Source organism: Noviherbaspirillum malthae (assembly GCF_015352985.1).
GTDB classification, from domain to species: domain Bacteria; phylum Pseudomonadota; class Gammaproteobacteria; order Burkholderiales; family Burkholderiaceae_D; genus Noviherbaspirillum; species Noviherbaspirillum malthae.
This window is the reverse complement of record NZ_JACYXF010000007.1, coordinates 70,618-92,090: the sequence shown is the minus strand read 5'-3', so window position 1 is coordinate 92,090 and position 21,473 is coordinate 70,618. Positions and strand designations below refer to the sequence as shown.

Below are 21,473 nucleotides of genomic sequence, written 5' to 3'. Positions count from 1 at the left end.
GGATGGCCGCAGCAGCAACGGCGGGCAAGCGGGAGCGGCTGTACCGGCCGCTCCCGCTTTGCCTTTCCGTTGCGGCACACCTGGCGGCGCTTCTGCTGCTGGCCCAGCACATGGGCTCGCACGGCGCCTCTGCCAGCACGCAGAAGCAAGCGCCGCGCGTGCTGCAGGTCAGCCTGGCACAGCCTCTCCCGCCGCCTGCGGCTGCTTCACCGATGCCGCCGCCCCGGCTGCAGCAGCGGCAGGTTCCAACGGTTGCGCCGGTGCCGGCTGCGCGTGCGGTGAGGACGCTGAGGACGATCTCGCACCGGCCGCCGGTTCCGGTTGCCGCGCCGGCCGCCGTTCCCGAAAGCATGCCCGATGCGCCGCAGCCGTCCCGGCTTGCCGAGACGGCCGCCGGCAGCTTGCCGGAGCCGCGCTATTACCTGCTGCGCGAACTGAGCGTCCGCCCCGCGGTGCTTGAAGACGCCACCCCGGGCCTCGCCTTCGAAGGCGTTCCCGCCCAGACCGTGATCCTGCGGCTGTTCATCAACGAGGACGGCGGCATCGATCGCGTCGCCGCCGAACAGTCGGTGCTGCCCGAGGCGCATGCGCAGCGGCTGATCGAAGCATTCGCCCGCGCCCGCTTCCTGCCCGGCCAGCTCGACGGCAAGCCGGTGAAAAGCCAGATGCGCATCGAAGTCAGGCTGGAAAGCGCGCTGCAGCGCGACGTCTCGCTGCAATGATCCGCGGTTGATCCGGCTCGGCCGGATTCGGCATTTCGCCGGCGCATGCCTGAATGGCTCCGCTTTGCACACTTCCCGGCGATTTGCGCTAACGTTGAGTCTTTGACGATATCTGCATCGCTCAGCACCCAAGGAGGACAACGAGATGCCGCTCTCCGCAGCGCAAGTCGAACAATTCAACCGGGATGGTTATCTCGTATTCAAGGGACTGGCTTCGCCGGAAGCCCGCGCGGCGATGCAGGCCGTCACGCTGGCGCATCTGCGGGATCAGGTAGCGCCGGTGGAGTATGAAGCCGAGGTCGGCTATGCCGGCGCGCCCGCTTCCCTCGATGCGCCGGGCGGCAGGACGGTGCGGCGGCTGCGCGCGGCTTACCAGCGCGATCCGGTATTCCGCGGCTGGGCCGAGGATGCGCGCATTGCCGAATGGCTGCGGCAGCTGATCGGCGAACCGGTCAATCTGACCTTGGCTCACCACAACTGCGTGATGACCAAGCATCCCAACTTCGGCACGGCGACCGGCTGGCACCGCGACATCCGCTACTGGTCGTTCATGCGCAACGAACTGATCTCGGTCTGGCTGGCGCTGGGCAGCGAAGTCGAATCCAACGGCGCGCTCAGGGTGATTCCCGGCTCGCACCGGCTCGACATCCGCCGCGAACAGCTCGACGACCTCGATTTCCTGCGGCCGGACGTGGAAGAGAACCAGGCGATCTTCGCGCGCGGCATCACGGTCGAGCTGCAGCCGGGCGACGTGCTGTTCTTCCACAGCGGCCTGTTCCACGCGGCCGGCCGCAACAACGGCGAGTCGGTGAAGACGTCAGTGGTGTTCGCCTATCGCGGCCGCAGCAACCTGCCGCTGCCGGGCAGCCGTTCGGCTGCAGCGGGGGATGTGGCACTCGGCGGCTGATCCATTGATTCAAGCTTCCACGCCGAAGGCTTCCTTCAATCCCTGCCTGCCGCGCGGCGTGAGCTGCAAGACCCGCGCCTCTCGCCCCCGCAGCAGCCATTTCCTCTCCACCAGCGACTGCAGCAGCGCCGCACCCAGCGCGCCGCCGAGATGGAAGCGGCGCTCGCTCCAGTCGAGGCAGCCGCAGGCGAGCTGGCGCCGCGCGCCGCGCAGGGCATCCATGTCGATGCCGAAACGGCGAAATACCTTCTCGCCCTCGACGGACAATGCCATCTGCTTTTCGCTGCTCGACAGCAAGCCGGTTTCCTCGAAGTGCGCCAGCATCTGTACCGCCAGTTCGCCGGCCAGATGGTCGTAGCAGCTGCGGGCAAAGCGCATGGCCGGTGGCGTCACCCTTGACTCGGGCAGCGCGCGCGGCACCGGCTGCGGCGCAATTGCTGCCAGCGATTCCAGCGCGATGCCGACGGTATGGCTGGCCAGGCAATAGTAGCGGTGCCGTCCCTGCGTCTCGACGCGCAGCAGCTCGGCCTCCACCAGCTTGGCCAGGTGGCCGCTGGCCGACTGCGCCGACACGTTGGCGGCAAACGCCAGCTCGCCCGCAGGCCGCGCCCGGCCGTCGATCAGCAGCCAGAGCATGGCCGCGCGCGCCGGATCGCCCAGGAGAGCGGCCATTCTTGCAATCTGGAGTGCGGATTCCATGCTTCACCTCGTGATGAAATATCGGCGGAAAAAAGATCCTAACATCGGAACCTCTTTCATGGAGGTGTTTCATGTTCGCCGTCGTCTTCGAAGTCCTGCCCTCGCCTTCCGGCTATCAACGCTATCTCGATACCGCCGCGGCACTGCGTCCGCATCTCGACGAGATCGAGGGCTTTGTTTCCATCGAGCGTTTCCGCTGCCTCACCGATCCCGGCTGGATACTGTCGCTGTCATTCTGGGAGCACGAAGCCGCGCTGGTCCGGTGGCGCGGCCACGGCGACCATCATGCGGCCCAGCAAGCCGGGCGCGGCGGCGTGTTCGACGATTACCGGCTGCGGGTGGTGCGCATGCATGACGGCATCCCGGCCGCATCGGCGTTGCCGCTGATCGTGCTCCAGAACAATCCGCCGGTGCCTGCCGCCGGCAGGCGTTTCCAGAGCCTGGTGAACGAGAGCAGGCATATCGGACTTGCCGATGCCGCCGACGAGCGTCGGGACGGCCTGCGCTACGGCGAAGTGCTGCGCGACTACGGGCTGTTCGACCGGGTGCAGGCGCCGCAGCATTTTCCCGCGGTTGCGCGCGGTTAGGGAGGAGGCACATGGAGAACCTGCTGTTTTCGCAATCGGATGTTGCCGATCCTTTCACGATGTACCGGCGCCATCTGCTCGACCAGCCGGTCGCATGGGACGAGGCGAACCGCATCTGGGCCGTGTACCGGCATGCCGACTGCAAGCGGCTGCTGCAAAGCGAAGCCGCGCATATTCCGGCGCTCAATCCCGACAGCGAACGGCAACTGGGCGCCACTGCCCGGCTGGTTGCCGGCAGGCTGGCACGCCTGGCCAATCCGCCTTCGCATGCGGGGTTCCGCCAGGTGTTGATGCGCCTGTTCGAGCAGCTGCGGCCTCCCGCCGTGGCCGGCTTGCTCAATGAGCTGCTCGGCGATGCAGCCCGAGTCGATTGGGTGGATGCAGTCTGCACTCGGCTTCCGCTGCTGGCGGTGCTGAAGGGCTTCGGCTTTGCCGGCGGCGACATCGAACGGCTGCTGCCTCTCGGCGCCCGCCTGACGCAGGTCATGCTGCCGAACAAGTCGCCGCAGCAGCTTGCCGATGTCGATGAGGTGATCGATGCCGTGTATCCGGTTGTCGATAGACACTTGCGCAGCTGCTCCGGCCTGCTTGTGCCGGAAGATGATGAAGAAACCCGCGCGGTCCTGAACGCCAATCTGATCGGCATGCTGATCCAGAGCGTGGATGCCGGACGCGGGCTGCTTGCGAATGTGCTACTGCAGGCAATGCGGCAAGCCGAGGCTCCGGCACGGCTGGATGCTGCGCAGTGGCGGGCATGGGTGACGGAGACCCTGCGCTTCGATCCGCCCATCCACAATACGCGGCGGGTGCTGACGGAAGATATGCAGATTGGCGGCAGCCTGCTGCGCAGAGGCGATACGGTGCTGCTGGTGCTCGCGGCGGCCAATCGCGATCCGGCCATGTTTGAACGGCCGGATGAGTTTGATCCGCGGCGTGCGGGCAATGAGACGCATCTTGCCTTCGGCGACGGCATGCATCGGTGCGCGGCGCGGCATTTTGCGGAGGCGCTGGCTGCGGAAGCGATGGCCGCCTTGTTTGCGGGTTATCGGGTGCGGTTGGAGGAGCGGGAGATTGCGTATGCGCCGCTGGTTAATGCGAGGTTGGTGCAAAAGATAATGGTGGAAGTAGAACGGATTCAGGATGATGCGAGAGAGTATTGCACCGTTACGGTCCCCTTGAAAAGTTAAGGGCTTGTCCAGTCCGTCAAGACATAAGTATTCCCTCCCCTTCAAGGGGAGGGTTAGGGTGGGGATGGGGTGCAGCTGCGCCATTTAACCCCATCCCCCTCCTAGCCTCCCCCTTGAAGGGGGAGGAACATTCTTTACTGCGCCACCTTCCACCTCGCCGCTTGCAGGCGGCTCCGACTCCGCAGGCGCAACGCTTGCGTTGCGAAACCCCTGCTACGGTCCACCTCGCCGCTTGCAGGCGGCTCCGACTCCGCAGGCGCAACGCTTGCGTTGCGAAACCCCTGCTACGTCCACTCACGCCAAATCCCCGATAATCAAATTCCCGATCGCCTCATGCAGCGCCTCGTCAACCGTCTCCAGCCACACGAAGCGCAGCTGCTGCCGGGCAGCTTCCGGAATATCATCGATATCCTTCCGATTGCGCGCCGGCAGCATCACCACCCGGATGCCCGCCTGCAAGGCAGCCAGCACCTTTTCCTTGATGCCGCCCACCGGCAGCACCATGCCGCGCAGGCTGATCTCGCCGGTCATCGCGCAATCGCTGCAGACCGGGCGGTCGCGCACCAGCGAGGTCAGCGCAACATAGATCGCCACGCCGGCGCTCGGGCCGTCCTTGGGCATTGCGCCGGCCGGCACGTGCACGTGGATATCCTGCTTCTCGAACAGCTCGGCATCGATCTGCAGTTCCGCGCAATGCGCCTTGACCAAAGTGAGCGCCGCCTGGGCGCTTTCCTTCATCACGTCGCCGAGCTGCCCAGTGAGGATGAGCTTGCCGGTGCCCGGCGTGCGGCTGGCTTCGATGAACAGGATCTCGCCGCCGGCCGCGGTCCAGGCCAGGCCGGTGGCCACGCCCGGCAGGCTGGTGCGCATGGCAAGTTCGCTTTCGTATTTTCTCGGGCCGAGGATTTCAGCCAGGTCGCTTTCCTTGATGCGTACGGTCTGTGTATTCCCCTCTGCGATGCGCATCGCCACATGGCGGAACACGTTGCCGATCTCGCGTTCCAGGTTGCGCACGCCGGCCTCGCGGGTGTAGTCGCGGATCAGCGCATCGAGCGCGCCGTCGCCAAGTTCACATTGCTGCGCGGTGATGCTGTCGGCTTCGAGCTGGCGCGGAATCACGTAGCGGCGCGCAATCTGCGCCTTTTCCTCGGCGGTATAGCCGGGCAGGTGCAGCACTTCCATGCGGTCGAGCAGCGGTCCGGGAATGGTGTCGAGCATGTTGGCGGTGCCGATGAACATCACCTTCGACAGATCGAAAGGCTGGGCCAGGTAGTTGTCGCGGAACGACGTGTTCTGCTCGGGATCGAGCACTTCCAGCAGGGCGGCGGAAGGATCGCCGTGCATGCCGCCGCTGCCCAGCTTGTCCATCTCGTCGAGCATCATCACGCAGTTGTGGGTGCCGGCCTTGCGCAGCGCCTGGATGATGTTGCCCGGCAGCGCGCCGACATAGGTGCGCCGGTGTCCGCGCACTTCGGCCTCGTCATGCACGCCGCCCAGGCTCACCCGCACGAACTTGCGGCCGGTGGCGCGGGCGATGCTTTGTCCGAGCGAGGTCTTGCCGACGCCCGGCGGACCGACGAAGCACAGGATGGGGCTCCTGCCCTCGGGATTGAGCTTGCGCACGGCGAGATGTTCGAGGATGCGCCGCTTGACCTTGTCGAGCCCGAAATGGTCTTCGTCGAGAATGCGGCGCGCCTCGGCGATGTCGATGCGGTCTTCGCTGCGTATCGCCCACGGCAGCTCGGTCATCCACTCCAGGTAGGTGCACAGCATCGAATACTCGGCGGCCGCTTCCGGCATGCGGCGCAGCCGCTGCAGTTCCTTGCGCACATGCGTTTCCACCTCGTGCGGCATGCCGGCCTTGTCGATGGCTTCGGCCAGTTTCTCGACTTCGGCATCCCCCGCTTCGGCCTCGCCCAGTTCATGCTGTATGGTCTTGAGCTGTTCGCGCAGCAGGAATTCGCGCTGCCGGTCTTCCATGCGCTCCTTGGTCTGCGCGTTGATTTCCTCGGACAGGCGCAGCACTTCGATGCGCTCGGCGAGATGGCCGATCACGTGATCGAGGCGCGGCAGCAACTCCCGCGTCTCGAGTATCTGCTGCTTCTGGACCAGCGGCAGATCCACCAGGCCGCAGACGAAATCGGCCAGTTCCGCAGCCGAACTCATGTTCTGCGCGGCGGCGGCCAGTTCCGGCGGCGCCTGCGGCAGCAGGTCGATGATTTCGGTGGACAACTGCTTGAGCTGGTGCAGGCGCGCCGCGATATCGGGCCCCTGCTCCGTGGCACCGGTCAGGTGTTCGACGCGGGCGACATAGAAAGGATAGCCGTCGAGGAACTCGATGATGCGAAAGCGCTGTTGCCCCTGGCACACGATGTAATGGCCGCCCTCTTCCGAGGTGAGATAGCGCAGGATGCTGGCGGCGGTGCCTACCTGATAGAGCTGGTCGGCGCGCGGCGACTCGAGTTCCGAATCATGCTGCAGCAGCAGGCCGATGTCATGTCCGCCGCGTACGGCTTCCTGCGCGGCGGCGATCGAGCTTTCGCGGCCGACGCTGATAGGCACGATCATGCCCGGAAACAGCACGAGATAGCGCACCGGAATGATGATCATCGCATCCGGCGGCAGCGGGGGCAGCTTGCTGGGCTCCGCCTTGATCTGCGCCATCGCCGAGCTGCCTTCCTGCCCGCCGAGGCTTGCCTCAAGGAGATGCACCTGCTCCAGTTTGATCATGTCGCCCCTCTTGCTCTTGTCTTGATGTCCAAAAATATGTCATCGGTTTGACAAGGGCATGCCGGGGCTGTTCCGGTGAAAAGCCTGATGCGGGATAAGCCTCGGGGCCGTGATGAAGGGATTTCTGCTAGACCAGTCCTTCGAACAGAAGCACGTCGACCATGTCGCCGGCTTCGACCCTGTCCTGGTCATGATGCAGCACCACGATGCAGTTGGCTTCGGACATCGAGCGCAGGATGCCCGAGCCTTGCGCGCCGGTGATGCGCACCCGCTGCACGCCGTCCTCGCCGACGGCCACGATGCCGCGCTGGTATTCGGTGCGTCCGGGCTTCTTGCGGATGGCCGACTGCGAGGCCACGCGCATGAGCGGAAGCCTGGCTTCCTGCGCGCCCATCATGCGCAGCAGCGCATCGCGCGCGAAGAAATAGAAGGTCACCATCACCGCGACCGGGTTGCCCGGCAGGCCGAACAGGCAGGCGCTTCTTCCATTGGAGGAAATCTTTCCGAAAGCCATGGGTCGGCCGGGCCGCATGCCGATGGTCCAGAAGGTCACGTCGCCCAGCTTGGCCATCATCTGCTTGGTGTAATCGGCCTCGCCCACCGAGACGCCGCCAGAAGTGATGACCGCGTCGGCGCTTTCACAGGCGATGCGGAACGCCTCTTCCAGTGAAGCAGGATCGTCCTTGACCACGCCCATGTCGACGATTTCGCAGCCGAGCCGGCTCAGCATGCCGTACAGGGTGTAGCGGTTACTGTCATAGACGCAGCCGGCGTCGAGCGGTTCACCGATGGAGCGCAATTCGTCGCCGGTCGAAAAGAAAGCCACGCGCAGCCGGCGCCGCACCGGCACCTCGGCGATGCCGAGCGAAGCCAGCAGGCCGAGGTCGGCCGGGCGCAATATTTTTCCCGCCGACAGCGCCGGCTTGCCGGCTTCCAGGTCTTCGCCCCGCAGGCGCCGGTTGTCGCCGGTCTTGACCACGCCGGCGGGAATCACGACCCGGCCTTCGCCCCCGGCCTGCGTGAATTCCTGCGGCACCACGGTATCGCAGCCCTTGGGCATCGGCGCGCCGGTCATGATGCGTACGCACTCGCCGGCTCCCACCTCGCCGTCGAAGCTGCCGCCGGCATGGATGGTGGCAATGATCTGCAGCGTGGCGGCATCCGCGCCGAGGTCCGCGCCGCGCACCGCATAGCCGTCCATCGCGGAATTGTCATGCTGCGGAACATTGATCGGCGAAATGATGTCGTGCGCCAGCACGCGGTCGAGCGCGCTGCGCAGCGCCACCTTTTCCACGGCTTCCACCGGCGAGACGACATCGCGGATGATGCGCTGGGCCTGGGCGACCGGCAAGGCATTGGGATCGTAATCGGACAGGCAGCTGATGACTTCGGACAGGCTTGGCATGGCGGCGTAGGATTCGGAAGACGTTGGAAAGGAAAAACCGGGAAGGCCTGGATAGCTGAAGAGCCTAGACGGGTTCGAAGCGGCGCAGTTCTTCGAGCGTATTGATGTTGCGGAAGGCCGCGTCGTCGGGGAAATGCACTTCCACGAATCTCAAGCCGCGATACCACTTGTCGATCTTGCGTTCGCCGGCCTGCAGGAAAGCCGTCAGGCTGGGCAGCACCGAGGTCTTCATCAGGCAGAACACCGGATGGGCCTGCCGGCGGCCGTCCTCTTCGGTGACCGCCACCGCCAGTTCCGCATCCTGCGCCTCGAGTTCGGCGGCAAGCCGCGCCACCAGGTCCTGCGGCAGGAAAGGCGAGTCGCAGGGCGAGGTCACCAGGTAATCGGTCTCGCAATGCAAGAGGCCGGTCTGCAGGCCGGCGAGCGGACCTTCGAAGCCGCCGAGCTGGTCGGGCCAGACCGGCAGGCCGAAGCCTTCATAGGGGCCGATGTTCTGGTTGGCATTGATCATCAGCGGGCCGACCTGCGGCGACAGGCGCATGATGGCATGCAACACCATCGGCGCGCCGCGGAAGGTCTGCAGGCCCTTGTCGACATGGCCCATGCGGGAGCCGCGTCCGCCGGCAAGGATGAGTCCGGTAATCTGTTCAGGTGCGATCGTCATTATCAGTCTCTGGAAGTCCGGGATAAGTCAGCAGGGTGGCGGACATTGTAATTCCTGCATCCTTGCTCTGTCGATTGATGCGGCCCCAGGCGGGCGAACCGATGAAGCCGGCACGCAAATGCGAGCGCGCCGGCGGCAATCTGGTTTAGACTTCAGCCATCTATTCAGGAGAAGCAATGAGCATTTCGATTGAAGCAGTCAAGGCCGCCTTGTCCCAGGTCATCGACCCCAATACCGGCAAGGACCTCGTGTCGGGCAAGTCGGCAAAGAACATCCGCCTCGACGGCGCCGACGTCATGCTCGACGTCGAACTCGGCTACCCGGCCAAGAGCCAGCTGGACGCCATCCGCAAGTCGGTCATCACCGCGGTGCGCGCGTTGGAGGGCGCGGGCAACGTCAGCGTCAACGTCTATTCGAAGATCATCGCCCACACCGTGCAGCGCGGCGTCAAGCTGATGCCCAACGTCAAGAACATCATCGCCGTCGCCTCGGGCAAGGGCGGCGTCGGCAAGTCCACCACCGCGGTCAACCTGGCGCTGGCGCTGGCGGCCGAGGGCGCGCAGGTGGGCATCCTTGATGCCGACATCTACGGCCCGTCGCAGCCGATGATGATGGGCATCAACGCCCGTCCCGAATCGGTCGACGGCAAGACCATGGAGCCGCTGGAGAACCACGGCCTGCAGGTGTCGTCGATCGGCTTCATGATCGATCCCGACGAACCCATGGTCTGGCGCGGCCCCATCGTCACGCAGGCGCTGCAGCAGCTGCTGGAGCAGACCAACTGGCGCGACCTCGACTACCTGATCGTCGACATGCCGCCGGGTACCGGCGACGTGCAGCTGACGCTGTCGCAGAAGGTGCCGGTGACCGGCGCGGTGATCGTTACAACGCCGCAGGACATCGCCCTGCTAGATGCGCGCAAGGGCCTGAAGATGTTCGAGAAGGTCGGCATTCCCATCCTCGGCATCGTGGAAAACATGAGCGTGCACATCTGCACCAACTGCGGCCATGCGGAACCGATCTTCGGCCAGGGCGGCGGCGAAAAGATGTGCGCCGACTACGGCGTGGATTTCCTCGGCGCGCTGCCGCTGACCATGTCGATCCGCGAGCAGGCCGATTCCGGCCGTCCGACCGTGGTGGCCGACCCGGATGGCCAGGTCGCCGACATCTACAAGGCCATCGCGCGCAAGGTGGCGGTCAAGGTTGCGGAAAAGGCAAAGGACATGAGCAGCAAGTTCCCGAGCATCGTGATCAAGAACGACTGAAACCCTCCCTTCCCCGGCATGAGCACCGCGAGGCGCTCATGCCGGCTCCCTTTCCTGCAGCTTTCCCTTTCAACATCCTTACAAACCGGCAACAGGAAAAATTTTCATCTGGCCGGTGCGGGATTGCAAAAACCACCTGCAATTTTCTTTTTTTTGGCGCACTATTACGTCAGCATAATTCGCCACACGCTTTAACGCATTAAGGGCCGCCACGAGCCCTGAGGACAAGATGGAGACAGAAGCCCTGACGGTCGCCGTGGTCATGCAGCGCACCGCGCTCGCCAACCGCTGGCAACCCTATCAATGGAAGCCCATCGAGCTTTCCATCGGCATGCCCCTGCCGGACCAGCAGTCCATGCGCTGCCTGCGCAGCGACGAAGCCGATACCCGCTGGCTGTTCGGCGGTTTCGAAGTCCGCCTGTACACCGACGAGGCGGAAGGCTATTTTCTCAACATCGACTCGCCCGTTCCCTGCTGGTTCATCATGTGGCGCATGGAAGAGATCGACGGTGCCGAAGTCGCGGTGCCTCGGCAGGTGACGCTGTCGTACAACGAAGCCGCGCGGCTGATGGATGGCGGCGAACGCGTCGATACCCTGCCCGCGCCGGCCGAAATCGTCGATCACCTGCGCCTGTTCGTGGAACGGCATTACCGTCCGGAGCCGAAGAAGAAGCGGCGCAAGCCTTCCTTCGAAGGCGGCGCGGGCGTGGCGCAGATGGCAAGCGAGGAAGGAAAGGTTCATGGAAGCTGAAAGCTTTTTCGCGCGTTGGTCCAAGCGCAATGCGGAAGCGGCCGAGGAAAGACAGCAGGCCGCCGCCGAAGCACCGACCGTGCAGCCCGCTCCCGCTGAAGACACGCCCCGTCCGCCGCCCACGCTCGAAGAGGTCGCCGCGCTGACGCCCGACTCCGACTTCAAGCCGTTTGTTGCGCGCGGCGTGGACGAGAACGTGCGCCGCTCGGCGATGAAGAAGCTGTTCGCCGATCCGCACTTCAATGTGATGGACGGGCTGGACGTCTACATCGACGACTACAGCAAGTTCCAGCCGATGACGCCGCAGATCCTGTCGGCCCTGAATCATGCGCAGGCGCTGCTCGATCCGCTGTCGCAGATCGAGAACCCGCTGATGCGCCTGCTGCAGCAGGCAGTGGAAGCACCCGATACCGCCCACCCCGCAGAGTCGGCCGAACCCGCCGAGCCATCCGACTCCGCAGCGCCTGCCGCATCGGCGGCTGCCGGCGCCAATCCCGAGGCCGGCGAGGAACAGGCTCAGGACATCAACAGAACTCGGAACCAGGCTTCACATGACGACCCAATATAAAGTCTGCAGCTGCAACCACACCATGCCGCTCAATGCGGCGGCCGGTGCGGCACTGGGCGAGGTGCTCGGCACCCCGCCGCTGGCACCCGCAAGCCAGCTCTGCCGGCGCGAAGTCGGCGGCTATCTCGAAGCGCTGGACGGCGTCGACCGCGTCGTGGTCGGCTGCACCCAGGAGCAGGCCCTGTTCAGCGAACTCGCCGAACAGAAGCAGGCGGTCGCGCCGATCCGCTTCGTCAACCTGCGCGAGTCCGGCGGCTGGGGCAAGGAGGCGAAGCAGTCGCTGCCGAAGATGGCAGCGCTGCTGGCGGCCGCCGCGCTGCCCGATCCCGAGCCGGTGCCTACGGTGGACTACGATTCCGGCGGCCAGGCGCTGCTGATCGGCCCGGCGGCGCGGGTGCTGCCCTGGGCCAGGCGCCTGTCTTCCCAATTGCAGGTGAGCGTGCTGCTGACCTCCGGCGATGCCGGGCATCCGCTGCTCGAACGCAGCATGCCGGTGTTCTCAGGCACCAGGGTCAGCGTCGACGGCTGGCTCGGCGCCTTCAAGGTGAGCTGGCAGCAGGCCAATCCCATCGATCTCGAACTCTGCACCCGCTGCAACGCCTGCGTGTCGGCCTGCCCCGAGAACGCGATCGACCTGAACTACCAGATCAATCTCGATGCCTGCACCTCGCACCGCGACTGCATGAAAGCCTGCGGCGCCATCGGTGCCATCGATTTCCAGCGTGAAGAGACGCAGCGCGGCGGCGACTTCGACCTGGTCTTCGATCTGTCCGACCAGCCGCTGATCACCCTGCACCAGCCGCCGCAGGGCTATTTCGCACCCGGCGCCGATCCCTTCGCCCAGGCCGAGCAGGCCGTGCAGATGACGCAGCTGGTCGGCCAGTTCAGCAAGCCGAAGTTCTTCGTCTACAAGGAAAAGATCTGCGCGCACAGCCGCAACCAGGCGATCGGCTGCAATGCCTGCGTCGAGGTCTGCTCGGCACAGGCGATCGGCCATGCCGGCAACCATATCAAGGTCAATCCCAACCTCTGCGTCGGCTGCGGCGCCTGCACCACGGTGTGCCCGTCGGGCGCGCTCAGCTATGCCTATCCGCGCGCAACCGACCTCGGCCGCCGCATCAAGACCATGCTCGCGGCCTATGCGGGAGCAGGCGGACATCAGCCGGCGCTGCTGCTGCACAGCCAGGAACGCGGCGCCGAGATGCTGCTCGAACTCGGCCGCCTGGCCGGCACCGGCGCGCTGCGCGGCCTGCCCGCGCGGCTGATGCCGGTGGAGCTGCATCATGTGGCATCGGTCGGCATCGACGGCTGGCTGGGCGCGATCGCCCACGGCGCCGCCAATGTGCTGGTGCTTGCCAGCGGCGAGGAAGCGCCGCAGTACCTGGAAGCGCTGGAAAAGCAGATCGAGGTGGCGCAGGCCATCCTCAACGGGCTCGGCTACGAGGGCCGGCATATCGAGCTGCTGCGCGCATCGAACGCTCGCGAACTCGACAGGAAATTGCAGGAGTTCCAGTTGCGCCCGCCTGTTGCCGTGCCCGCGCAGCGGGCCGTCTTCAACATCGCCTCGGAAAAGCGCACCACGCTGGAATTCGTGTTCGAGCATCTGTTGAAATATGCGCCCGCTCCCCGCACCGAGGTCGCGCTGCCCGCCGGCGCGCCCTTCGGCAGCGTCAGCGTCAATGCGTCGGCCTGCACGCTGTGCATGTCCTGCGTCGGCGCCTGCCCGGAATCGGCGCTGCTCGACAATCCCAACCTGCCGCAGCTGCGCTTCATCGAAAAGAACTGCGTGCAGTGCGGCCTGTGCGAGACGACCTGCCCGGAAAACGCGATCAGCCTGACCCCGCGCCTGCTGCTGGGCGACGCGGCGAAGCAGCCGGCGGTGCTCAATGAAGCGCAGCCCTACCACTGCATCCGCTGCAGCAAGCCCTTCGGCACGCTGCAGATGATCGAGAACATGCTGTCCAAGCTGTCGCTGCACGGCGCCTTCGCCGGCAACATCGAGCGGCTGAAGATGTGTTCCGACTGCCGCGTGATCGACATGATGGAAAACAAGAAGGAAGCCTCGATTCTGGAAGTGAAGCGATGAGCGCTTCGCTTCCGGGCCAACCGTACCGATACCCGACCAGCCCATGACCACTGCCCAAGCGCTCAAATTCGAAGCTCCCGACCAGGGCGAGGAAACCGCCCGCGCCGACCTCTACGGCTTGCTGGCCGCCCTGTTCTATGCACCGCCGCCGGCCGAACTGCTGGCGGCGATCGCGTCTTCGCCCAACGAAGGCGACGGCATCCTGCAGCAGGCCTGGCGCGAGCTTGCCGCCGCCAGCAGGCGGTCCGATGCCGAGTCGCTGCGCGAGCTGTACGAGTCGCTGTTCATCGGCGTGGGCAAGCCCGAGCTGATGCTCTACGGCTCCTTCTATCTGTCTGGCTTCCTGATGGAGAAGCCACTGGCCGCATTGCGCGAGGACCTCGCCCGGCTCGGCCTGCAGCGCGACGAGCAGGTGCCGGAAAGCGAGGACCATATCGCCGCGCTGTGTGAAGTGATGCGCTACCTGATCGCTTCCGATGACGCGCTGCACGCGAACCTGGCGGCGCAGAAGCAGTTCTTCGCAGACCACATGCAGCCCTGGGTCGTGCAGATGTGCGATGCCATTCTCGCTTACCCGCAGGCAGGCTTTTATGCTGCCGTCGCACAGCTGGCGAAGAGCTTTTTTGAGGTGGAGATGCAGGCATTCGACATGGCTTGATGCTGCGCTCGGGCACGTTTCAAGTTTTATGAAGTGCCCAGATGGAACTATTTGAAACTTGCAACCACTCAACTGCGCATTGCCGGCGTGACAGGCAATTCCGCCGGTGCGCAGTGCAGTTGCATGTTTTCATCTATCTTCCAGAGGCTTTCCTATGTTCAATACAACCGGCCTGGGCAGGCTGCGCGGGCCTGCTCAACCCGCCAATGTGCCTTCTTCCATTCAGTCTCGGAATGCTCATGCCACTATGGAAGCAGTTGCAGGGCACCCTGCCATTCCGACCAAATATCCGCAAGTCGCGAATCCGTCCAAAGGCTGGTTTCCCATGCTTGCCACAATGGGTTGCGCACAGCCGGAATTCGCCCCGTCGCATCACGCCAGATTGCAAATATATACAGGGCTGCCGCCGCTCGTGATCGTTCCCGATAACCTGAGGCTAAAGGATTCCTTCAAACTTTTTCCGGACAAGGCAAGTGAGCACGACACGATTCATCTGGAATTCCAGGGCAAGACGCTGACCATCCGCAACGCAATGGAAACGGTCAAAAACGCTGAGTTGAACGGCGCTTTCACACTCGATCAGGGAGTCATCGACGCCATTGCTCAATACAGAGGCGACATTGCCGCAGGAAAGCATCCACCTTTCATGATGCTGATAGGTATTCCGGCCTGCCTGCCGCAGGTCTATGCGCCTTTGAGCCTGAATATCGCCGGAAAGGACGTCGATCCGGAGGGCCAGCGACTTCACGTTGTGAAGGGAAAGGACACTCCACCTCGCCAGTCGCGTGCCGCCGCTCCAAGGGAAGGAAGCAATCGCCTGATGTTGCGTCCGGCTACAGCCAGTGGCCACTCCCCGAGGCAACCCCGAGTGATAACAGTCTCAGCATCGTCCGATGCAGATTGGAGCTTGCCGCAGACGGTTAGAGGATGGACGAAGCGCGAACTATTGTCATCCGCCTGGTATGAAGCGGCTCCTCCCTTCCCGAGAGAATCTGTGAACTGGACTGCCGTACATGACCGCATGTATATGAAACGAGGGGCGCTTTCCGATGCCGGCACGTCTGCCAGACGCGCCGCGGGAATTTCGATTGTCCCGGCCGATTCCCAACTGCCTGAACGGGCTCAATATCCCTTGTTCGCCGAATCGACGCGTGAAGATATGGTCCTTGCAGCGAGAGGAGTATTGATTCTCCTGGATCGGGAGCAACAAGAGGAGCTGGTAAAGCATCTACAACAGGTTCGACGCGATCTGAGCCGGTTGGATCATGCCATGCGGACAGGAGAACAGCCCAGCATCGAATCGTGCCAAAGCAGACTGGAGCAATCCGTTTCACTCTTTCTTGGGATGCATGCCTCTCACGATTTATTGGGTTTGACCCGGTGCAAGGTCCCCGATCCCGATCCATGTGAATTCGCCCGATCGGAACGCTTCCGGACCTTTGTCGACTGCATCATTAAATTACATAAAGCTCTTTGCACTGCCCGAATCACTTCGGACACGCAATTCGCACCACCCGAATTCGGCGATACGCAATATCAGATAAAGATGGAAACCGGAGCGGCAAACAACGCTGCAGACAAGCTTTTGCACCTTGCCTCAGCGCAGGCTGGAAAATAGATACAGGATACAAGTCATGGTCGGCGGTGCGCGGCCGTCGACCGGGATAAACCAAACGGCTCTGCCTCGCGTCGTTCATGCTGCCGTGCCCGTAGCACACCTTGCTGCAAGAGTTTGTACAGTAGCGGAGGGCATGGAGACCATTGCAGCATTGATGCATAGATGAAAGTTTTTCATGTGCAATTAATTTGCATGGACAAATGTTCTAATCAGTGCATTTCCCGAAAAATTGTGCTACTTTGAAATGCACAATAAGCGTGCATTAAAACGATTCCAATATATATAGCAAGCAGAGCGAATGACGCTCCAGGAGACAGACATCATGGCAGAGCAAAACAAGGTTGCCCGCAGGACCTTCTTTGCGGGACTGGGCCTGGCCGCCGCGGCCGGCATTGCCGCAAAACTTACTTCCAAGCCGCCCATGCCCGAAGCGGCCGATAAACCGGCCGAGCCTCAGGGCGACGGCTACCGGCTGACGGAACACGTCAAGAAGTACTACCGGACCACCACCATTTAACCCTACGTTCAACCCTTACGGGAGACGACCATGCTGTTGACTCGCAAAGGCCAGTCGGGCCAGCGCTCGCCCAACCGATTCACGTCCAGCCTGTCCGAAAGCCTGTCGCGCGCGCTGCCGACGATGGACCGGCGTACCTTCCTCAAGCGCTCCGGCATCGGCATCGGTGCCGGCATCGCCGCTTCCCAGCTCAACCTGATCCAGAAAGCCCGGGCGGCCGACGGCGCCAAGCCCGCGGGCAACGGCAAGGTCGAGGTGCGGCGCACCGTCTGCACCCACTGCTCGGTCGGCTGCGCGGTGGATGCGGTGGTGGAAAACGGGGTCTGGGTGCGGCAGGAACCGGTGTTCGATTCGCCGATCAACCTCGGCGCGCACTGCGCGAAAGGCGCGGCGCTGCGCGAGCACGGCCACGGCGAATACCGGCTGAAATATCCGATGAAGCTGGTCAACGGCAAGTACCAGCGCATCAGCTGGGACCAGGCGCTCAATGAAATCTCGGCCAAGCTGCTCGACGTCAGGAAGACCAGCGGCCCGGATGCGGTGTTCTTCGTCGGCTCTTCCAAGCACAACAACGAGCAGTCGGCGCTGCTGCGCAAGTTCGTGTCCTTCTTCGGCACCAACAATACCGACCACCAAGCCCGCATCTGCCACTCGACCACGGTCGCCGGCGTCGCCAATACCTGGGGCTACGGCGCGATGACCAACAGCTACAACGATATGCAGAACGCCAAGGCGGTGATGTATATCGGCTCCAACGCGGCCGAGGCGCATCCGGTATCGATGCTGCACATGCTGCATGCGAAGGAAACCGGCACCAAGATGATCGTGGTCGATCCGCGCTTCACCCGCACCGCGGCCAAGGCCGACCAGTACATCCGCATCCGCTCCGGTTCGGACATTCCCTACCTGTACGGCATGCTGTACCACATCTTCAAGAACGGCTGGGAAGACAAGAAGTACATCAACGACCGCGTCTACGGCATGGACAAGATCCGCGAGGAAGTGATGTCCTGGACGCCGGACCGCGTCGAGGAAGCCTGCGGCGTGCCGGAAGCCGAGGTCTACAAGGCAGCCGAAACCATGGCCAAGAACCGTCCGTCCTCGCTGGTCTGGTGCATGGGGCAGACCCAGCATTCGATCGGCAACGCGATGGTGCGCGCCTCCTGCCTGGTGCAGCTGGCGCTGGGCAACATCGGCGTCTCCGGCGGCGGCGCCAACATTTTCCGCGGCCACGACAACGTGCAGGGCGCCACCGACGTCGGCCCCAATCCCGATTCCCTGCCCGGCTACTACGGCCTGGCCACCGGCTCCTGGAAGCACTGGGCGGCGGTGTGGGGCGTGGATTATGAATGGATCAAGAAGCAGTTCGCCTCGCAGGCGATGATGGAAAAATCCGGCACCACCGTCTCGCGCTGGGTCGATGCGGTGCTGGAAAAGAACGAGCTGATCGACCAGGACAACAACGTCAAGGCGATGGTGTTCTGGGGCCATGCGCCGAACTCGCAGACGCGCGGCCTGGACATGAAGAAGGCGCTCGACAAGCTCGACATGCTGGTGGTGATCGACCCCTATCCGTCGGCCACCGCGGCGATGGCGGCGATGAAGGTCGACGGCCAGGAACTCAATCCCAACCGTGCGGTGTACCTGCTGCCGGCGGCAACGCAGTTCGAGACCTCGGGTTCGGTGACCGCATCGAACCGCTCGCTCCAGTGGCGCGAAAAAGTGATCGAGCCGCTGTTCGAGTCGCGCACCGACCACATGATCATGTATCAGCTGGCCGAGAAACTCGGCTTCGGCAAGGAGCTGGTGGCCAAGATCAAGCTGGTGCCGGGCAAGGGCGGCATGATGGAGCCCGAACCGGAAGACATGCTGCGCGAGATCAATCGCGGCACCTGGACCATCGGCTACACCGGCCAGTCGCCGGAGCGCCTGAAGGCGCACATGAAGAACATGCATCTGTTCGACGTGAAGACGCTGCGCTGCAAGGGCGGCAAGGATGCGGCCACCGGCTACGACATGACCGGCGACTACTTCGGCCTGCCCTGGCCCTGCTACGGCACGCCGGAAATGAAACATCCGGGAACGCACATCCTGTACAACACCAACCAGCATGTGATGGACGGCGGCGGCTGCTTCCGCGCCAACTTCGGCGTCGAGCGCGACGGCGTCAACCTGCTGGCCGAGGACGGCTCGCATTCGGCGGGCTCGGACATCACCACCGGCTATCCGGAATTCGACCATGTGCTGCTGAAGAAGCTGGGCTGGTGGGACGACCTGACCGACGCCGAGAAGAAAGCGGCCGAGGGCAAGAACTGGAAGACCGACCTGTCCGGCGGCATCCAGCGCGTCTGCATGAAGGTGCATGGTGTGCACCCGTTCGGCAATGCCAAGGCGCGCGCGGTGGTGTGGAACTTCCCCGACCCGGTGCCGAAGCATCGCGAACCGCTCTACGGCACCCGTCCGGATCTGGTGGCCAAGTATCCGACGCATGACGACAAGACGGCCTTCTGGCGCCTGCCGACGCTGTACAAGTCGGTGCAGCAGAAGAATGTGGAAGCCAAGCTCTACGAGAAATTCCCGATCATCCTCACCTCGGGACGTCTGGTCGAGTACGAGGGTGGCGGCGAGGAAACCCGCTCCAACCCGTGGCTGGCCGAACTGCAGCAGGACAACTTCGTCGAGATCAATCCGAAGGCGGCGGCCGACCGCGGCATCCGCGACGGCGAATACGTAATCGTGTCGACGCCGACCGGCGCCCGCCTGAAGGTGAAAGCCCTGGTCACGCAGCGCGTCGGACCGGATACCGCCTTCATCCCCTTCCACTTCTCCGGCTGGTGGCAGGGCAAGGACATGCTCGAGTACTACCCGCAGGGTGCGGCCCCGGTGGTGCGCGGCGAGGCGGTCAATACCGCGACCACCTACGGCTACGACTCGGTGACCATGATGCAGGAAACCAAGACCACGATCTGCAACATCGAACGCTTTACTGCCTGACGGAGAGACGACATGGCAAGAATGAAATTCATCTGCGACTCGGAGCGCTGCATCGAGTGCAACAGCTGCGTCACCGCGTGCAAGAACGAGCATGAGGTGCCGTGGGGCGTGAACCGCCGCCGCGTGGTGACCGTCAACGACGGCCTGGTCGGCCAGGAGAAATCGATCTCGGTGGCCTGCATGCACTGCTCGGACGCGCCCTGCATGGCGGTCTGCCCGGTCGACTGCTTCTACCGCACGGACGAAGGCGTGGTGCTGCACAACAAGGATACCTGCATCGGCTGCGGCTACTGCTCGTACGCTTGCCCGTTCGGCGCGCCGCAGTTCCCTTCCTCCGGCACCTTCGGCCTGCGCGGCAAGATGGACAAGTGCACCTTCTGCGCCGGCGGTCCCGAGGAAAACGGCTCCAAGGCCGAGTTCGACAAGTACGGCCGCAACCGCCTGTCCGAAGGCAAGCTGCCGGCCTGCGCGGAAATGTGCTCGACCAAGGCGCTGCTCGGCGGCGACGGCGACATGGTGGCCGACATCTTCCGCAACCGCGTCCTGCGGCGCGGCAAGGGAAGCGAAGTCTGGGGCTGGGGCACCGCCTACGGCAAGGCGCCCAACGGTGATGCAACGGCGCCGAAAGGAACCAAGTCATGATGCGCATCCTGACCTCCGCCGCCTGCGCGGCGCTGCTGGCCGGGCTCGCCGGCTGCGGCGAACTCGACCAGAGCAAGACGGCCGACAACACCAACCGCGGCGACGCCGCGCCCTGGCAGGGCGCGAAGAACAGCTATGTGGCCCAGGGCTGGAAGGCCGGCGACAAGGCCAGCTGGGAAAAGCAGCTGCAGACGCGCGGACAGTCACAGAATGAATACCTGAAGTCCAACTAGCGTGCCGCTGCCGGCGGTGCGACGGCATCGCCCAGGTCCGCAGAAGGGAACACTCATGAAAACATGGATTACCGGTCTGGCCTTGTCGCTGGCGCTCGGCGCCGGCGCGGCCCATGCGCAGGAGACCAAGCCGCCGGCCGCTGCAGCTGCACCGGCCGCCACGACTGCAACGACTGCAGCACCGGCGGCACCTGTCGTGCAGGTGCAAGCCCAGGCACCCAATGTCGAATCGGTCGACATCCTCAAGCAGAACCAGGCCGAGCGTACCCTCGTCCAGCCCGGCAACAATGCGCCGACCTGGCGCATCGTCAAGGAAGGTACGAAGAACTACACCAGCCTGCCGGGCGCGGAAATGGGTGTGCTGATCCAGCCGAAGGCGCAGTTCCCCGGACAGGACCGCGCCACCACCGCCGGCGAGGCATGGCGCCAGTACCGCAACGGCCCGCTGACGCAGATCGGCGGCTGGCTGCTGATCCTGGCGGTGGTTGCGCTGGCCGCGGTGTATTTCATCAAGGGACCGATCAGGCTGAAGGGTGCCCGCACCGGCCGCCTGATCGAGCGCTTCACTTCGCTCGAGCGCATCACCCACTGGACGGTGGCGATCACCTTCCTGACGCTGGCGATTTCCGGCGTGATCATGCTGTTCGGCAAATACGTGCTGATGCCGGTCTTTGGCCATACGCTGTTCGGCTGGCTGGCTTATGCCTGCAAGAACATCCACAACTTCGTCGGCCCGCTGTTCTCGCTGTCGCTGATCGTGATGTTCGTCATCTTCGTCAAGGACAACCTGCCCAACGGTTCGGACGGCGTGTGGATCAGGCGCCTCGGCGGCGCCATCGGCGACGGCCATGTGAAATCCGGCCGCTTCAATGCCGGCGAGAAGCTGTGGTTCTGGGGCGGCGTCACGCTGCTCGGCCTGATCGTCACCGCTTCGGGCTTCGTGCTCGACATGCTGGTGCCGGGCCTGCTCTACACCCGCGGCACGATGCAGATCGCCAACGTGATCCACCTGGTCGCGGCGGTGCTGGTGTTTGCGATGTCGCTCGGCCACATCTACATGGGCACGGTCGGCACCGAAGGCGCCTATGAAGCGATGCGCAACGGCTATGTCGACGACACCTGGGCTAAGGAACACCATGAACTCTGGTATGACCAGGTGCAGCGCGGCGAAGTGCCGCGCGTACGGTCGAATCCGCCGGCAAGCGGCAGTGCTCCGGTCAAGGCAGTGTAAAGGGAGAAT

At 64.0% G+C, this 21,473-nt stretch carries 19 protein-coding genes; 15 read left to right on the top strand and 4 right to left on the bottom strand.

The genetic code is table 11. The features are described from left to right. Positions 1-2: 2 nt before the first annotated feature. Both IGW03_RS12420 and IGW03_RS12415 read left to right on the top strand, forming a co-directional pair. Entirely contained in the window at positions 3-722 is a 720-nt protein-coding gene (locus IGW03_RS12420; RefSeq protein WP_194722880.1) for an energy transducer TonB, read from the top strand. A gap of 145 nt (positions 723-867) precedes the next feature. After that, positions 868-1,629: a phytanoyl-CoA dioxygenase family protein gene (locus tag IGW03_RS12415; RefSeq protein ID WP_194722879.1), complete on the top strand. Its 762-nt coding sequence runs from the start codon at positions 868-870 to the stop codon at positions 1,627-1,629. Positions 1,630-1,638: 9 nt separating this feature from the next. Here the strand turns inward: IGW03_RS12415 and IGW03_RS12410 are convergent, their stop codons facing one another. Continuing rightward, complete coding sequence (locus tag IGW03_RS12410) at positions 1,639-2,328, bottom strand: ArsR/SmtB family transcription factor (RefSeq protein WP_194722878.1); 690 nt, start codon at positions 2,326-2,328, stop codon at positions 1,639-1,641. Between the two features lie 71 nt (positions 2,329-2,399). Between IGW03_RS12410 and IGW03_RS12405 the strand changes: the two genes are divergently transcribed. After that, entirely contained in the window at positions 2,400-2,915 is a 516-nt protein-coding gene (locus IGW03_RS12405; protein WP_194722877.1) for an antibiotic biosynthesis monooxygenase family protein, read from the top strand. An 11-nt stretch (positions 2,916-2,926) separates the two neighbouring features. Next, positions 2,927-4,102 (top strand): cytochrome P450, encoded by a 1,176-nt coding sequence (locus IGW03_RS12400; RefSeq protein WP_194722876.1) that lies wholly within the window; start codon positions 2,927-2,929, stop codon positions 4,100-4,102. A 294-nt stretch (positions 4,103-4,396) separates the two neighbouring features. Here the strand turns inward: IGW03_RS12400 and lon are convergent, their stop codons facing one another. From lon to mobA, 3 genes are all read right to left on the bottom strand, one after another. Continuing rightward, positions 4,397-6,766 (bottom strand): endopeptidase La, encoded by a 2,370-nt coding sequence (gene lon, locus IGW03_RS12395; RefSeq protein WP_194722991.1) that lies wholly within the window; start codon positions 6,764-6,766, stop codon positions 4,397-4,399. Positions 6,767-6,959: 193 nt separating this feature from the next. Next, entirely contained in the window at positions 6,960-8,237 is a 1,278-nt protein-coding gene (moeA, locus tag IGW03_RS12390; protein ID WP_194722875.1) for a molybdopterin molybdotransferase MoeA, read from the bottom strand. 64 nt (positions 8,238-8,301) lie between these two features. Next, the gene (gene mobA, locus IGW03_RS12385; protein WP_194722874.1) at positions 8,302-8,901 is read right to left on the bottom strand and encodes a molybdenum cofactor guanylyltransferase MobA; all 600 of its coding nucleotides are present in this window, start codon (positions 8,899-8,901) and stop codon (positions 8,302-8,304) included. Between the two features lie 176 nt (positions 8,902-9,077). On the opposite strand from mobA, the gene apbC reads away from it, so the two are divergent. The 11 genes from apbC to IGW03_RS12335 all read left to right on the top strand — a co-directional run bounded on the left by apbC (position 9,078) and on the right by IGW03_RS12335 (position 21,464). Further along, positions 9,078-10,166, top strand: coding sequence for an iron-sulfur cluster carrier protein ApbC (gene apbC, locus IGW03_RS12380; RefSeq protein ID WP_194722873.1), 1,089 nt, complete (start codon positions 9,078-9,080; stop codon positions 10,164-10,166). A 229-nt stretch (positions 10,167-10,395) separates the two neighbouring features. Next, the gene (locus IGW03_RS38010; RefSeq protein ID WP_228535429.1) at positions 10,396-10,917 is read left to right on the top strand and encodes a DUF3305 domain-containing protein; all 522 of its coding nucleotides are present in this window, start codon (positions 10,396-10,398) and stop codon (positions 10,915-10,917) included. Next, positions 10,907-11,485 carry a DUF3306 domain-containing protein gene (locus IGW03_RS12375; RefSeq protein WP_228535427.1) on the top strand — a complete coding sequence of 193 codons (579 nt, stop codon included), beginning with the start codon at positions 10,907-10,909 and terminating at the stop codon, positions 11,483-11,485. The genes IGW03_RS38010 and IGW03_RS12375 overlap by 11 nt, the downstream gene beginning before the upstream one ends. Further along, on the top strand, positions 11,469-13,571 hold the full coding sequence (locus IGW03_RS12370) for a 4Fe-4S binding protein (RefSeq protein ID WP_194722871.1): 2,103 nt from the start codon (positions 11,469-11,471) through the stop codon (positions 13,569-13,571). The genes IGW03_RS12375 and IGW03_RS12370 overlap by 17 nt, the downstream gene beginning before the upstream one ends. Before the next feature lie 43 nt (positions 13,572-13,614). After that, complete coding sequence (locus IGW03_RS12365; RefSeq protein ID WP_194722870.1) at positions 13,615-14,229, top strand: TorD/DmsD family molecular chaperone; 615 nt, start codon at positions 13,615-13,617, stop codon at positions 14,227-14,229. Between the two features lie 154 nt (positions 14,230-14,383). Continuing rightward, positions 14,384-15,847 carry a hypothetical protein gene (locus IGW03_RS12360; protein WP_194722869.1) on the top strand — a complete coding sequence of 488 codons (1,464 nt, stop codon included), beginning with the start codon at positions 14,384-14,386 and terminating at the stop codon, positions 15,845-15,847. Between the two features lie 322 nt (positions 15,848-16,169). Then, positions 16,170-16,364 (top strand): hypothetical protein, encoded by a 195-nt coding sequence (locus IGW03_RS12355; RefSeq protein WP_194722868.1) that lies wholly within the window; start codon positions 16,170-16,172, stop codon positions 16,362-16,364. 30 nt (positions 16,365-16,394) lie between these two features. After that, positions 16,395-19,358, top strand: coding sequence for a formate dehydrogenase subunit alpha (locus IGW03_RS12350; protein WP_194722867.1), 2,964 nt, complete (start codon positions 16,395-16,397; stop codon positions 19,356-19,358). 12 nt (positions 19,359-19,370) lie between these two features. After that, on the top strand, positions 19,371-20,000 hold the full coding sequence (fdh3B, locus tag IGW03_RS12345) for a formate dehydrogenase FDH3 subunit beta (protein ID WP_194722866.1): 630 nt from the start codon (positions 19,371-19,373) through the stop codon (positions 19,998-20,000). Further along, positions 19,997-20,233, top strand: coding sequence for a hypothetical protein (locus tag IGW03_RS12340; protein ID WP_228535425.1), 237 nt, complete (start codon positions 19,997-19,999; stop codon positions 20,231-20,233). The genes fdh3B and IGW03_RS12340 overlap by 4 nt, the downstream gene beginning before the upstream one ends. A gap of 55 nt (positions 20,234-20,288) precedes the next feature. After that, the gene (locus IGW03_RS12335) at positions 20,289-21,464 is read left to right on the top strand and encodes a formate dehydrogenase subunit gamma (protein ID WP_194722865.1); all 1,176 of its coding nucleotides are present in this window, start codon (positions 20,289-20,291) and stop codon (positions 21,462-21,464) included. The last annotated feature ends 9 nt before the right edge of the window (positions 21,465-21,473 follow it).

Excerpts from the sequence above, each read along its gene's own strand:
- fdh3B (WP_194722866.1), top strand. The coding sequence starts at position 19,371 with ATGGCAAGAATGAAATTCATCTGCGACTCGGAGCGCTGCATCGAGTGC.
- IGW03_RS12340 (WP_228535425.1), top strand. The coding sequence starts at position 19,997 with ATGATGCGCATCCTGACCTCCGCCGCCTGCGCGGCGCTGCTGGCCGGG.
- IGW03_RS12405 (WP_194722877.1), top strand. The coding sequence starts at position 2,400 with ATGTTCGCCGTCGTCTTCGAAGTCCTGCCCTCGCCTTCCGGCTATCAA.
- IGW03_RS12375 (WP_228535427.1), top strand. The coding sequence starts at position 10,907 with ATGGAAGCTGAAAGCTTTTTCGCGCGTTGGTCCAAGCGCAATGCGGAA.
- IGW03_RS12335 (WP_194722865.1), top strand. The coding sequence starts at position 20,289 with ATGAAAACATGGATTACCGGTCTGGCCTTGTCGCTGGCGCTCGGCGCC.
- apbC (WP_194722873.1), top strand. The coding sequence starts at position 9,078 with ATGAGCATTTCGATTGAAGCAGTCAAGGCCGCCTTGTCCCAGGTCATC.
- IGW03_RS12350 (WP_194722867.1), top strand. The coding sequence starts at position 16,395 with ATGCTGTTGACTCGCAAAGGCCAGTCGGGCCAGCGCTCGCCCAACCGA.
- IGW03_RS12370 (WP_194722871.1), top strand. The coding sequence starts at position 11,469 with ATGACGACCCAATATAAAGTCTGCAGCTGCAACCACACCATGCCGCTC.
- lon (WP_194722991.1), bottom strand. The coding sequence starts at position 6,766 with ATGGCGCAGATCAAGGCGGAGCCCAGCAAGCTGCCCCCGCTGCCGCCG.
- moeA (WP_194722875.1), bottom strand. The coding sequence starts at position 8,237 with ATGCCAAGCCTGTCCGAAGTCATCAGCTGCCTGTCCGATTACGATCCC.
- mobA (WP_194722874.1), bottom strand. The coding sequence starts at position 8,901 with ATGACGATCGCACCTGAACAGATTACCGGACTCATCCTTGCCGGCGGA.
- IGW03_RS12360 (WP_194722869.1), top strand. The coding sequence starts at position 14,384 with ATGTTCAATACAACCGGCCTGGGCAGGCTGCGCGGGCCTGCTCAACCC.
- IGW03_RS12355 (WP_194722868.1), top strand. The coding sequence starts at position 16,170 with ATGGCAGAGCAAAACAAGGTTGCCCGCAGGACCTTCTTTGCGGGACTG.
- IGW03_RS12410 (WP_194722878.1), bottom strand. The coding sequence starts at position 2,328 with ATGGAATCCGCACTCCAGATTGCAAGAATGGCCGCTCTCCTGGGCGAT.
- IGW03_RS12365 (WP_194722870.1), top strand. The coding sequence starts at position 13,615 with ATGACCACTGCCCAAGCGCTCAAATTCGAAGCTCCCGACCAGGGCGAG.
- IGW03_RS38010 (WP_228535429.1), top strand. The coding sequence starts at position 10,396 with ATGGAGACAGAAGCCCTGACGGTCGCCGTGGTCATGCAGCGCACCGCG.
- IGW03_RS12415 (WP_194722879.1), top strand. The coding sequence starts at position 868 with ATGCCGCTCTCCGCAGCGCAAGTCGAACAATTCAACCGGGATGGTTAT.
- IGW03_RS12400 (WP_194722876.1), top strand. The coding sequence starts at position 2,927 with ATGGAGAACCTGCTGTTTTCGCAATCGGATGTTGCCGATCCTTTCACG.
- IGW03_RS12420 (WP_194722880.1), top strand. The coding sequence starts at position 3 with ATGGCCGCAGCAGCAACGGCGGGCAAGCGGGAGCGGCTGTACCGGCCG.